This is a genomic window from Nocardiopsis rhodophaea (genome assembly GCF_039530945.1).
In the GTDB taxonomy this organism is placed as follows: domain Bacteria; phylum Actinomycetota; class Actinomycetes; order Streptosporangiales; family Streptosporangiaceae; genus Nocardiopsis_C; species Nocardiopsis_C rhodophaea.
In genome coordinates, this window is the sequence record NZ_BAAAPC010000039.1 from 1 (window position 1) to 12,104 (window position 12,104).

13 protein-coding genes and 1 pseudogene are annotated in these 12,104 nt (G+C 66.3%); 6 read left to right on the forward strand and 8 right to left on the reverse strand.

All coding sequences use genetic code 11. The features are described 5' to 3' along the window. Nucleotides 1-168: 168 nt before the first annotated feature. The 3 genes from ABD259_RS25395 to ABD259_RS25405 form a co-directional block, all read right to left on the reverse strand. Nucleotides 169-1,596, reverse strand: a complete 1,428-nt coding sequence (locus ABD259_RS25395) for an IS1380 family transposase (protein ID WP_344165776.1) — start codon at nucleotides 1,594-1,596, stop codon at nucleotides 169-171. A gap of 312 nt (nucleotides 1,597-1,908) precedes the next feature. Further along, the gene (locus tag ABD259_RS25400) at nucleotides 1,909-3,336 is read right to left on the reverse strand and encodes an IS1380 family transposase (RefSeq protein ID WP_344165778.1); all 1,428 of its coding nucleotides are present in this window, start codon (nucleotides 3,334-3,336) and stop codon (nucleotides 1,909-1,911) included. A gap of 303 nt (nucleotides 3,337-3,639) precedes the next feature. Further along, the gene (locus ABD259_RS25405) at nucleotides 3,640-4,368 is read right to left on the reverse strand and encodes an IS701 family transposase (RefSeq protein ID WP_344165799.1); all 729 of its coding nucleotides are present in this window, start codon (nucleotides 4,366-4,368) and stop codon (nucleotides 3,640-3,642) included. 2 nt (nucleotides 4,369-4,370) lie between these two features. Here ABD259_RS25405 and ABD259_RS26015 point away from each other — a divergent pair, with 2 nt between their 5' ends. From ABD259_RS26015 to ABD259_RS26030, 4 genes are read left to right on the forward strand one after another with little or no spacing between them, the layout of a single operon-like run. Further along, nucleotides 4,371-4,688, forward strand: coding sequence for a transposase (locus tag ABD259_RS26015; RefSeq protein ID WP_425573573.1), 318 nt, complete (start codon nucleotides 4,371-4,373; stop codon nucleotides 4,686-4,688). A 5-nt stretch (nucleotides 4,689-4,693) separates the two neighbouring features. Further along, nucleotides 4,694-5,365 carry an IS3 family transposase gene (locus ABD259_RS26020; RefSeq protein WP_425573577.1) on the forward strand — a complete coding sequence of 224 codons (672 nt, stop codon included), beginning with the start codon at nucleotides 4,694-4,696 and terminating at the stop codon, nucleotides 5,363-5,365. 56 nt (nucleotides 5,366-5,421) lie between these two features. After that, nucleotides 5,422-5,568, forward strand: coding sequence for a hypothetical protein (locus ABD259_RS26025; RefSeq protein WP_425573574.1), 147 nt, complete (start codon nucleotides 5,422-5,424; stop codon nucleotides 5,566-5,568). After that, a complete protein-coding gene (locus ABD259_RS26030; protein WP_425573575.1) occupies nucleotides 5,569-5,697 on the forward strand; it encodes a hypothetical protein in 129 nt (42 codons plus the stop codon). It abuts the gene before it with no gap. On the opposite strand, the gene ABD259_RS25415 is transcribed toward ABD259_RS26030, so the two are convergent. After that, nucleotides 5,694-6,512 carry a reverse transcriptase domain-containing protein gene (locus ABD259_RS25415; RefSeq protein ID WP_344165781.1) on the reverse strand — a complete coding sequence of 273 codons (819 nt, stop codon included), beginning with the start codon at nucleotides 6,510-6,512 and terminating at the stop codon, nucleotides 5,694-5,696. The two genes, ABD259_RS26030 and ABD259_RS25415, sit on opposite strands and share 4 nt — an antisense overlap. 811 nt (nucleotides 6,513-7,323) lie before the next feature. On the opposite strand from ABD259_RS25415, the gene ABD259_RS25420 reads away from it, so the two are divergent. Together ABD259_RS25420 and ABD259_RS25425 are read left to right on the forward strand one after the other, a co-directional pair. After that, on the forward strand, nucleotides 7,324-8,610 hold the full coding sequence (locus tag ABD259_RS25420; RefSeq protein WP_344165784.1) for a hypothetical protein: 1,287 nt from the start codon (nucleotides 7,324-7,326) through the stop codon (nucleotides 8,608-8,610). A gap of 38 nt (nucleotides 8,611-8,648) precedes the next feature. Then, nucleotides 8,649-9,107, forward strand: coding sequence for a hypothetical protein (locus ABD259_RS25425; RefSeq protein WP_344165787.1), 459 nt, complete (start codon nucleotides 8,649-8,651; stop codon nucleotides 9,105-9,107). A 132-nt stretch (nucleotides 9,108-9,239) separates the two neighbouring features. On the opposite strand, the gene ABD259_RS25430 is transcribed toward ABD259_RS25425, so the two are convergent. The 4 genes and pseudogenes from ABD259_RS25430 to ABD259_RS25445 form a co-directional block, all read right to left on the reverse strand. Further along, nucleotides 9,240-10,047, reverse strand: a protein-coding gene (locus ABD259_RS25430; protein WP_425573576.1) for an IS5 family transposase whose coding sequence is annotated in 2 segments (ribosomal slippage) — nucleotides 9,240-9,705 and nucleotides 9,704-10,047 — 810 coding nt in all. Because the reading frame shifts where the segments join, the coding sequence is not laid out codon by codon here. Nucleotides 10,048-10,253: 206 nt separating this feature from the next. Continuing rightward, nucleotides 10,254-10,388 (reverse strand): annotated as a pseudogene (locus ABD259_RS25435) (IS701 family transposase); the annotation flags it as partial. 173 nt (nucleotides 10,389-10,561) lie between these two features. Next, complete coding sequence (locus ABD259_RS25440) at nucleotides 10,562-11,218, reverse strand: transposase (protein ID WP_344165793.1); 657 nt, start codon at nucleotides 11,216-11,218, stop codon at nucleotides 10,562-10,564. Next, a complete protein-coding gene (locus ABD259_RS25445; RefSeq protein WP_344165796.1) occupies nucleotides 11,143-11,988 on the reverse strand; it encodes a transposase in 846 nt (281 codons plus the stop codon). The genes ABD259_RS25440 and ABD259_RS25445 overlap by 76 nt, the downstream gene beginning before the upstream one ends. Between the last annotated feature and the right edge of the window lie 116 nt (nucleotides 11,989-12,104).

A 12,104-nucleotide genomic window follows, 5' to 3' on the forward strand; every position in this document is an offset into this window, starting at 1 on the left:
CCTCGATTCGTCAGGGGGTGCGGCTGTTGACCGGTCCGGCACTTCGCCCGTTATGTCCCCTGCCGGTGGAGGACGGGCCGTCGCGTGACGCTGCGGGGTGCGCCGGGATCCACTGGCCCGGGATGTCGGTCTTCCCCTCCCTACTTCTCATCGGGTCCGGGCCCGCTGTCAGCCGACGGCGGGCAGCGCGGTCAGTCTGTGCCAGCCGGTGGTGAACGCCTTCGCCCAGGGCCAGGTCCGCTCGATCCGCAGGAAGCGGCGGCGGGCGTGGTCAGCGAGGCGGGCGGGCAAGTGGTAGAGGCAGAACCGCATGGTGTCGGGTTCGGCGTCCGCCAGGTCGTCGATGTCATGCAGGGCCAGCAGGCGCAGCCACGCGTCGAGATCGGCGGCGAGGTTCGCGGCGAGCATCCAGCCGCGGTTGACCTCCCAGGAGGCGGAGGGCAGGTTGCCCAGACCCATCGCCTTGTTGGTGCGCACCCGGTCTTCCACCCCGGCGTGGGAGCGGTGCAGCACGTCCAGGAACTGGGGGTGGCCCGAGCCGGCGATTGCCCGCATACGGCCGATGTTGGTCGCGGTGATGCAGTAACGCCAGCCGGTCTTCTTCTCGAAACCGGTGAGGTTCTTCAGGTGCCGCCGGGTCGGACGCACCCTGCGCACGATCAGCCGCATTGCCCGCGGCCAGCCCTGGCGGATGTTGACCCCGGTCAGCTCCGCGACGAAGTAGCCCTCCTGGATACTGCCGTCCTGGTGCAGAGAGGTCTCCCAGGCGGTCTCGGGCAGGCGGGCGATGGCCCGCTCGTCGTCATCGGTGATCCTCCAGCCGACGGTGTAGCGGACCGTGCGCCGCGTGGTGTTCAGGGCTTCCAGGTGCTCCAGCAGCCCGTGGGTGGCTCCCGCTCCGTCCAGGCGCACGAGGATCTTCGCGGCCGAGGAGCCGGGAACCTGGGCGAGGGCGTCGGTGAGCACGCGGATGTGGTCGGCCACCGTGTTCGCTCCGGCGTTGCCCGGCCGCAAGAGCATGGCCAGGGACTCGGTGGTGTTGGCGCACCACGCGGCCAGCGGATGAAACCCGAACGTCTTTTTGAAGGTGACCGCCGCCCCGGCCTTCTTCGACGCCGAGGTGATGACGGTGGCGTCGATATCGATGACGATCCAGCCGCTGAGCCGCCGACCCGCCACGACCAGCCACGGGAAGCCGCCCGGCCGCAGATGTAGCAGCGTCCACACGTGTCGGCGCACCCGCGCCCGCACCTTGGCGATCTTCGTCAGGGCCGCTTCGTCGAGCCCGGACAGCATCCGGCGGGCGGTGGAGTCCGAGGCCACGGGCCCGAACAGCGGCCGGTGGTGGAGCTGGAGCTGCTCGGCCTGCGACAGGTTGGCCGCCCCGAGCACGATGGTGAGCGCGAGCTGCACCAGAACCCCCGCCCGCTGTCGCCAGCCAGCCGCCGTGCTGGAGGGCAGCACCCCGGCCAGGCCTGCGGTCAGCCCGATGCGGTCGGCCAATTTGCGCACCAGAACCGCTCCGGCGTGCCCGACCAGCCTCTTGCCGTCAGCAGTCACGGACAGCCGACGGTCCCACCCTGTACTCTCAACCATCAGAAAGGTGCCTTGCTCTCTGCGGCGGATACGACCTAGACACTCGCATCCTTGCAGTTCAGGGCGCCTTTCGTGCTGTCAGGGAGTCAAAGAACCCAATTCCGCTGAATAGCCAGGGTTAGTACTACAGCCGCACTTAGCCTCGATTCTTCAGTGGGGTGGGGCCGTTGATCGGTCCGGCACATCGCCCGTTATGTCCTCGGCCGGTGGAGGGCGGGCCGTCGCGTGACGCTGCGGTGTGCGCCGGGTTCCACAGGCCCGGGATCGCGAGGCTGTCCTCCTTCCTGTTTCCCATCGGGGTCGGGCCCGCCGTCATTCGGCGGCGGGCAGGCCGCTGAGTCTGCGCCAGCTGGTGGCGAACGCCTCGGCCCATGGCCAGGTGCGCTCCAGGCGCAGGAATCGGTGACGGGCGTGGCGGGCCAGCCGGGCGGGCAGGTGGTAGAGGCGAAACCGCATGGTCTCCGGCTCCGCGCGGGCGAGGTCGCCCTGGTCGTGCAGGGTGAGCAGGCGCAGCCAGGCGTCCAGGTCGCAGGCGATGTTCGCGGCCAGCATCCACGCGGTGTTGATGTCCCATGAGCGGGAGGGGAGATTGGCCAGGCCCATCGCCTTGTTGGTGCGCACCCGGTCCTCGACCTCGGCGTGGTCGCGGTGCAGTGCGTCGAGGAACTGCACCTGGTGGGACCCGGCGATCCCCCACATCCGCCCGATGTTGGTCGCGGTGATGGCATAGCGCCACCCGGTGCGCTTCTCGAAGGCGGTCAGGTTCTTGCGGTGCCGCTTGGAGGGGCGGACCCGGCGCACGATCAGCCGCAGCCCTTCGGGCCACCCCTGCCGGGTGTTGAGCCCGGTCAGCTCGGCCACCTCATAGCCCTCGTGGAGATCGCCGTGCTGGGTGAGGGAGGTCTGCCAGGCGTGCTCGGGCAGGCGGGCGATCGCGGACTCGTCCTCGTCGGTGATCTTCCAGCCCACGGTGTAGCGCACCGTGCGCCGGGTGGTGGTGAGCGCTTCGAGATGATCCAGCAGGCCGTGGGTGGCCCCGGCCCCGTCCGCCCTGATGAGCAGCTTGGCGGAGGAGGAGCCGGGGATCTGGTCCAAGGCTTGGGTCAGCACACCGATGTGGTCGGTTACCGTGTTCGCTCCGGCGTTGCCCGGCCGCAGCTGCATGGCCAGGCACTCGCCGGTGTTGGCGCACCAGGCGGCCAGGGGGTGGAACCCGTAGGTGTGCTTGAAGGTGGGCTCGGCACCGTGCTTCTTGGAGGCGCTGGTGATGACGGTGGCGTCCAGGTCGACGGCGATCCACCCCTTGAGTTCCCGCCCGGCCACGGTCAGGTACGGGAAGCCTCCTGGCCGCAGGTGGAGCAGCGTCCACACGTGGCGGCGGACGCGCTTGCGGGCCTTTGCGATGGCGGCGAGGGTTTTCTCGTCGAGGGCCTCGAGCAGGCGGCGCAGGGTGGAGTCGGATGCCGGGGTGCCGAACAGTTGGCGGTGGTGGAGCTGGAGGTGTTCGGCTTCCAGCAGGCTGCGGGCTTTCAGGACGATCGCCACGGCGAGCTGGACGAGGACGTGGGCGCGCTGCCGCCAGGAGCTGGCGGTGCTGGTGGGCAGTACCGCGGCCAGGGCGGTGGTCAGGCCGGTGCGGTCGGCGAGCTTGCGCAGCAGCACCGCTCCGGCGTGGCCGACCAGTGCTTTTCCGTCGGTTGTCACGGACAGGCCGCGGTCCCAGCGTGTAGGCTCGCCCACCAGAAAGGTGCTCCTGATTCTGCTGCGGATACGGACTCGACACTCGAATCCTCGCAGTTCAGAGCACCTTTCGTGTTGTCAATGGGTCCAATTCCTCTGAATAAGCCGGGTTAGTGATCGATGAGGCGTTTCTGGCGGCAGTAGTGGCAACGGCGCGCACGAGCCTGGTGACGCCGTCTCCACCGCGACCAGCGGATCCGGTGCGACCAGGCGTGATCAGGCCGGTGGTAGTGGGCGTGCAGACGGCGGATCTCGTTGACGGACAGCCCGATCAACTCGCCCGGATCATCACCGCCTGATCCCTCACGCAGCGATCGTCCCGCCTGGTCGGGCCCCCTGTGTGACGGGGCCGTCGTGCTCCCCGCCCCGTGGACTGCCCTGCCCTCTGGCCGTCTCGGCGGCGAGGAAGGCCAGGTGGGCCTGGGCCACCATCGCCAGCGTGACATGCCGGTACCAGGCGGTGTGCTTGCGGACCTGGTAGTGGTCCAGGCCGACCTCGTTCTTGGCCGCCTGGAACACCTCCTCCACACTCCACCGGGCCCCGGCCACCCGCACCAGCTCGGGCAACGCCACCGACCGCGCGGCCCAGCAGCGGAAGAAGGCCAGCTCGGTAGGGTCGCTGACCGACCGGCGGGCCAGCACCCACTCCTGCTCACCGACCCCGATCCAGGCCCAGTCGTAGAACCGCTGCCCTTTGGCCCCCGTGCCGCAGGAGTAGCGCTGCCACGCCTCGACCGCCAGGGCGGCGAAGGCCGCATCGGCGCGGGTCTTGGCTCCGGCCAGGATCAGCGGGTGGTCACAGGCGACGGCCACGACGTGGTTCAGACCCCGGCTTTTGCAGCGTTCGCGCAAACGGGTGTTGTCGCCGTAGGCCTCGTCCGCAGTGATCCAGGCGAAGGTCAGCAGCGGATCGTCGGCGCAGCGTTCGATCATCCGCCAGGCCAGCTCGGGCTTGGTGGCGAACCCGGTGCCCTGCGGTATGAATCTCCCCGGGTGTGATGGAGACTCAAATCCTTGGATAGATTGAGTCAGCCATGTCGAAGCGTTACCCCGTTGAACTGCGCGAACGCGCCGTGCGCCTGGTCCAGCAGACCCGAGGCGACCACTCCTCCACCAACGCGGCCATCAAAGCCGTCGCCGTCAAATTGGGGGTCGGGACCGAAGGCCTGCGCACCTGGGTGCGCCAAGCCGATGTCGATGAGGGGAACCGGCCCGGCACCACCACCGCCGAACCCCAGCGGATCAAAGAGCTGGAGCGGGAAAACCGCGAGCTCAAGCGCGCCAACCAGATCCTCAAAGCCGCCGCGTCTTTCTTCGCGGCCGAGATCGACCGGCCACACACACGCTCGTAGCCTTCATCGACGAGCACCGGGACCGCTTCGGCGGAGTCGATCCGATCTGCCGCGTGCTGAGCGAGCACGGGTGCAAGATCGCCCCCTCCACCTACTACGCCTACAAAAAGCGCCCGCCCTCGCCGCGCACCCTGCGCGACGAGCAGCTGCGCGAGCTGATCTCCCAGCTGCACAAGGACAACTTCTCCGTCTACGGGGCGGTGAAGGTCTGGCACGAGCTCAACCGCCAGGGCCACGCGGTGGCCCGATGCACCGTGGAGCAGCTCATGCGCGAGATGGGCCTGCGCGGTGTGCGCCGCGGGAGGCAGGTGCGCACCACCGAGCCGGATCCGGCCGCCGAGCGGGCCGGCGACCTGCTGGAGCGTGACTTCGTCGCCCCGGCGCCCAACCGCACCTGGGTCGCGGACTTCACCCACGTGGTCACCTGGTCGGGCACCGTCTACACGGCGTTCGTCGTCGACACCTACGCGCGGGCGGTCGTGGGCTGGTCGGCGGCGGCCACCAAGCAGGCCTCCCTTGTGCTCTCAGCGCTGGAGATGGCTCTGTGGAGGCGGGACCGGGCCGGTGTGCCGGTGCGGGCCGGCGAGCTGGTGCACCATTCGGACGCCGGGTCGCAGCTTAGGTTCAAGGGGTCGTCGCAACACCGCTTGTCTGCAGCGAGTGTAGGTCGTCGTTGAAGGCTTCGGCGGGGTTTTTCCACCCGAGTGTCTTGCGTGGTCGGGTGTTGAGGGTCGTGGCGATAGCCTCCATCGGGTCGGTGGGTGATGCCTATGACAACGCGTTGATGGAGTCGGCGGTGGGGTTGTACAAGACCGAGTTGATCAAGCCCCGCCGTCCGTGGAAGACGCCGGGCGAGGTCGAGCTGGCCACCGCTGAGTAGGTGGACTGGTACAACACCACCCGGCTCCACGGTGAGATCGGTTACGTCCCGCCGGTGGAGTACGAGGCCGCCTACTATGCCCAGGACACCCTAGAGCCGCAGGTCACAGCACAGATAGAGAGTCTCTAAGCAACCCGGGGAGATTCAATCACACCCGGCACGGAACAAAGTGCCCGTTCTGCCTGACTGCGGGACCAGCACATCACGACCAAGTCGTCGCAATACCGGACCAGAACCCCATCGTGCTCGTCCCACGACCGGTCAAGCCGGTGCAGATAGACGTTGCACAGCAGCGGCGAAATCACGCCGCCCTGCGGAGTCCCGGAGACCGGGCGCCGCACCTGTCCGTCCTCCATCACTCCCGCGTGCAGGATCACGCGCAGGAGTTTGAGAACCAACTGGTCGCACACGCGCTCCTCGACCGCGCGCATCAACTCCTCATGCCCAATCGCCGAGAAGCAGTCGGCGATGTCCGTCTCCACCACCCACCGCCGACCCCGCGCGTGCTCCTCCACGAGCACCTGCAGGGCGTCGTGTGCCGCCCGCCTCGGGCGAAACCCGAAGCTGCACGGCAGCATGTCGGCCTCGAAGGCCGGCTCGAGCACGATCTTCATCGCGGCCTGCACGACGCGGTCGCGAACCGTCGGGACGGAAAGCGGCCTGCGCTCGTCCTTCACCCCCGGCTTGGGGATGAACACCCGCCGGGCAGGAAGAGGGCGATACCGTCCCTCCCGCAGTTCGCCGGCCAACTCGCCCGGGAGCCGGTCAACGCCGTACTCCTCGACCTCGCCCAAGGTGGTGCGGTCGATGCCCGGTGCGCCGCTGTTCGCACGCACCGCCGCCCACGCACGCCATAGGACGTCCCTGCGGAAGACCTTGTCCATCAGCGCGTGGAATCTCCGCCCGGGATCGGCCTTGGCCGCCCGGTAAAGCGCATGCTGCAAGGCACGGACCTTCTCCGAGGGAGAACGTCCCCCGACGGCGGGACTAGCCACACGGGCACTCACCGGGCCCCTCCTTCACTGCTCTGCGCATCGACGAAGCAGTGGCCCTTCCCTCACCGGGGGTTATGTTGTCCACCCGGCTCGACCAGTACTACGGCCACCTCCGACGCCCGCCCCGCGCCGCGTCCACTTCCCGGGATCACCGGTTATAGGACGCGCAGCTTCCGATGACAGATCTCCGCAGGTCACCGGGCCGGGGAGGGCCTCCCCAGTTCCCGCCGCCACCCTCGATACGTTCCGTGCCCCATACGCCATACGCCGGGGAGTCCTTCACGGCTGCGCTTCCAGGCTCTTCGCCGCTTCCATGGCCTTCACCCCGATTTCGAAGGGCTCGGCACTCCCTCTTTCCACCCGAAAGGATGGCTGAGTAACGACGCCGCAGGCTTCGCGTGATGCTACGGACCGTATCGTCGCTCCCCCTTGCAGGGCCATTGACGCTGGGCTTCGACGCCGGACGTTTCCCTCCGACGCCGCCAGCCTGCTACCGGGCCTCCTGGCAGCTACCCGGACCGGACTTCCACCGGCAGGCGACGACGAGCTTGTGAACAGCACCAACACCGCTACGTCACGGTGTCACCTCCTGTTCTGCTGGGCGCACGAAAAAGCCTCACTCTTCTTAGGCCCACAGAGGCACTTTTTTGGGCCCGTGGGCCCTTCCGGTGGACCCAATAAGCCCTATAAGGTCTCGAGGGTTTGCGGGAAACATTGGTTCAGATGCGTCCCACAACAACCTCTACGAGAAAGGGCCTCATTGCGCTGGGTCTGGCGCGCCGAATCAGGTGGCTTCAAGGTCGAATACGCAGCTGTCGTACTGCTGGTCACAGTCGTGGCCACCGCCGTTCTCGCCTTCGGCCTGCCGACCGAGGTCAAATCGCTCTACGCCACCGGCGTATGCCGCATAACCGATGGCGAGGATTGCGACGACCGACAAGGCGAGTCCAGCGCGACGGAGCCTGGTGATACCACGGACGACACGCCAGAGGCCGACGCACCTGACGCCAACCCCATGCCACCCGACGGCGGGAACAGTCCGGAAGGCAAGAACGATCCGGACGGAGCAGCCGACTCCGAAAGCTCCGATGCCCCAGAGGGCGACGGCAAAGCGGCCTATGACCCCAAGCTCGCCCAGGCGTTCTACGACGCGGACTCCGAGCTCGACGACGCCCAAAGCGAACTCGACAAAGCCAAGCAGGCCCTGAAGGACACCGACTACGACAAGCTCGGCAAAGACCTGCTGGAACTGGTCGGCGACATCATCGGCTACAACGACGCCCGCGACTGCCTCACCAAGGGCGACCTCATGGCCTGCCTATGGACCGTCGTCGGCTTCACCCCCTGGGGCAAAGGCGCCAAACTCGTCAAGGCCGCCCCCAAGATCCTCAAGTTCTGGAACCGCTGGCGCAAAGCCAGAAAAGCCCGCGACGCCGCCCAGAAAATCATCGACAAAGCAAAGAAGAAGGTCGATGAGAAGAAAAAGAAGCGCGACGACGCGCTATCCGACTGCCAGGAAGCTGGCAAAGGTCGCCGTAGCAACTTCACTGTAGGCGCCCCGACTGCAAGTGAAGTCGACACCCTGCTAGCCCCCGAAGGTATCCGCCTCGGCTTCATCCTTCAAAATGAGGGCGGTCCGGACCCGGGCCCGGCCTGCGAAATTAACGCCCACAAGGACCCGCGGAAGCCCGACAGCGCTGCCCCGAAAGGAAGCGCCGATAACGCCCTGAAGGGATTCAAGGGACGGCATCTGACATTTGGGGACGGGAACTTCCTGATCGACAAGTCAGGCGTTAAACATGCTTTGAAGCGCCATCACCCGGACTATTGGGACGGCTCCGAAAAAGGGACGCAAACTTTCTTCAAAAAGGGTCTATCTCCGTCTGACATCGCTGATATTGCTCAAGACGTCATGAAGCAGAATCGAGAGACCCTCGCCAAGAAGGGAACCAATGACATCTATCAGATTGAAGCCGTTGTAGACGGAGAGCGGTATGTTGTCGGAATCAATAACGGGCGAGTGGGTCAGATATACCCCAAGTACTAGGTAGACTTCGACGGATCGTAGATAAGTTTGGGGGCGCTGTGCACAAGATCGAAGTCAACTCATACCTCAGGGAGCAGGATGGAACGCTCGTACCTGTAGCTGATTGGTGCAAGGGGATCGATGACTCGTATTACATCGAGGGTGCCATCGAGATTTTTGTTGATGGACGTACTTTCATGGACATCGCACTGTGGGACTACGTCGATCAGCTTTGGGCTTACATCCTCAACATCTTGGTTGATCTCAGGACGGAAAAGATAGCTCGAACATATTTTCCAGATCAGCCCATCGAACTCTCCTTCCGTCGAGTCGGGCATGGCCGCTTACTCGCTACGTTAGAAGTAAATAAGTCAGATATACGGACAGTGAATGCAGATGAGGCAGAGTTCACAGAGGCCCTCCTAAGCGGAGCATCTCATTTCTTCAATCGGATGCATGAAATTCTCCCCGGGGCCTACACCACACAATTAGACAAGATCGACAACTTGAGGAATTGACCATCCCTGAAACAATAGTTTGCCAATCCTTTCAAATCGCAATGGTTCATATTTTGCTCACCTTGTATCTTCGACGGCTCGGCTAGGGTCCTCTATTACTTCAGTCATCCAGATGAGGAATTGGAGCGCATCTCAAAAGTCTCGTGAGTGTTTGGCCAATCGCCGATAGCACGTGAGGATGCAGGCGATAGAGAGCATGGCCAAGAAGTTGCTCCCCTTGCGCTCCCAGCGCTGGGCCAGACGACGGAAGCCGCCCAGCCACGCGATAGTGCGCTCTACCTTGTAGCGATGGCGGCCCGATCTCTCCGAGGAGTCGACTCCGGGGCGGGCGATGCGCACACCGATACCCCGGTCGGCGATCCAGGCCCGCTCAGCGGCGCTGTGGTAGGCCTTGTCCGCGTGCAGCTTGGCGGGCTTGAGGCGGCGCGGTCCGCGCCGCGAACGCACCGCCGGAACCGCGCGTACCAGTGGGCGCAGGGCGTGGGTGTCGTGCACGTTGGCTGCCGAGACGCCGCAGGTCAGCGGCAGTCCGGTGGCCTCAATCAGGAGGTGGGGCTTCGAACCGGGCTTAGCCCGATCAGTCGGATTCGGCCCGGTGTGCTCCCCCTCTCTTGGCTCGCACGGATTGGGAGTCCAGGCAGGCCCGGCTCCAGTCCGGCAGCGCGCACCCGCCCAGTTCGTCCAGGACGGCACGGTGGATCTCCGCCCATACTCCGGCCTCGGTCCAGGTCTGGAACCAGCGGTGGGCCGCGGCCCGCTTGACGCCGAACAGTCCGTCGGCCGACTCCCATGAGCAGCCGGTGATGTCGACGAACAGCACGGTTGTGAAGACCGCCCGCTGGTCGACTCTGGGTCTGCCCATGGTTCCCGCCGGGGGCAGCAGCGGTCCCACGATCTCCCACAGCCCGTCGGGCGGTACATCGCTCACGGCGACGATCATGCCAGGCAGGCAAGCCCTCTATCAGGACTTTTGAGATGCGCTCTAATACTGCAACGACAGGTTGTTGCCTGCGCGTCTGCGGTAATGGCTATCGCGAGCACGCTGCTGGGAGCGGCGTCTGAACAACGACCACGCCATCACGTGCTCGATCGAGTGGGAGATCCGCACCGCTGCCCGATTCCACAAACGCCGGATCTCGTTCACGCTCAGGGGGACCAGACACCTGACCGGATCGCGTTCTGATCCCCCTTTTCAAGGCTGCGGCGCAGCCTGACCAGGAATACCAGCGCGGCCATGGACAACGTGATGTGCCGGTACCACGCCCGATATCCCCGCACTTGGCCCCGATTCTTCAGCGGGGTGGGGCCGTTGATCGGTCTGGCACTTCGCCCGTTATGTCCCTGGCCGGTGCAGGACAGGCCGTCGCGTGACGCTGCGGGGTGCGCCGGGTTCCACACGCCCGGAGTCCTGACCTTGTCCTCCTTTCCGCGTCTCCTCGCATCCAGGCCCGCCGTCAGCCGGCGGCGGGCAGGCCGCTGAGTCTCATCCAGCAGATGACGAACGCCTCGGCCCAGGGCCAGGTGTGCTCCAGGCGCAGGATCCGGCGGCGGGCGTGGCGGGCCAGCCGGGCGGGCAGGTGGTAGAGGCGAAACCGCATGGTCTGTGGCTCCGCGCGGGCGAAGTCGTCGTGGTCATGCAGGGTGAGCAGGCGCAGCCAGGCGTCCAGGTCGCAGGCGATGTTCGCGGCCAGCAACCAGCCGCGGTTCACGTCCCAGGATGCTGAGGGCAGACGGTGCAGGCCCATCGCCTTGTTGGTGCGCACCCGGTCCTCGACCTCGGCGTGGTCGCGGTGCAGTGCGTCGAGGAACTGCGCCTGGTGGGACCCGGGGATGCCCCACATCCGCCCGATGTTGGTGGCGGTGACCGAGTAGCGCCACCCGGTGCGCTTCTCGAAGGCGGTCAGGTTCTTGGCGTGGCGCTTTGAGGGGCGGACCCGGCGCACGATCAGCCGCAGTCCCCGCGGCCAGCCGCTTCGGGTGTTGAGGCCGGTCAGCTCGGCGACCTCATAGCCCTCCTGCACCTCCCCCGCCTGGGTCAGCGAGGTCTGCCACGCGTGTTCGGGCAGGCGGGCGATGGCGGACTCGTCCTCCGGAGTGATCTTCCAGCCCACGGTGTAGCGCACGGTGCGCCGGGTGGTGGTGAGCGCTTCGAGGTGCTCCAGCAGGCCGTGGGTGGCCCCGGCCCCTCAGCGCGGAAGAGGAGCTTGGCCGAAGAGGAGCCGGGGATCTGGTCCAGGGCGGCGGCCAGCACACCGATGTGGTCGGCCACGGTGTTGGCCCCGGCGTTGCCCGGCCGCAGCTGCATCGCCAGGCACTCGCCGGTGTTGGCGCACCATGCGGCCAGGGGGTGGAACCCGTAGGTGTGCTTGAAGGTGGGTTCGGCCCCTTCCTTTTTGGAGGCGCTGGTGATGACGGTGGCGTCCAGGTCGACGGTGATCCACCCCTTGAGTTCGCGCCCGGCCACGGTGAGGTTGGGGAATCCGCCGGGGCGCAGGCGCAGCAGGCTCCACACGTGGCGGCGGACGTGCCTGCGCGCCTTGGCGATGGCGGCGAGGGTCTTCTCGTCGAGGGCTTCCAGGACGCGGTACAGGGTGGAGTCGGAGGCCGGGGTGCCGAAGATGTGCTTGTGGTGCAGGCCGAGCCGTTCGGCTTCCAGCAGGCTGCGCGCTCCGAGTGCGGTCGCGATCGCCAGGTGGATGAGGACTGCGGCCCGTTCCTTCCAGCCGTTGGCGGTACTGGAGGGGAGCACGTCGGTGAGGGCGCGGGTCAGGCCGGTGCCATCGGCGAGCTTGCGCAGCAGTACTGCTCCGGCGTGGCCGACCAGGTGTTTTCCGTCGGTTGTCACGGACAGGCCGCGGTCCCAGCGTGTAGGGTCGCTCACCAGAAAGGTGCTCCTGATACTGCGTTTGATGCTTCCTCGACAGTCGCATCCTTGCAGTTCAGGGCGCCTTTCGTGCTGTTAGTGGGGCAGAGGCTCTAATTCCGCTGAATAACCGG

What these genes read in the sequence shown, in the direction of transcription:
- ABD259_RS25395 (WP_344165776.1), bottom strand. Translation starts at nt 1,596, where the DNA reads ATGGTTGAGAGTACAGGGTGGGACCGTCGGCTGTCCGTGACTGCTGAC.
- ABD259_RS26015 (WP_425573573.1), top strand. Translation starts at nt 4,371, where the DNA reads ATGTCGAAGCGTTACCCCGTTGAACTGCGCGAACGCGCCGTGCGCCTG.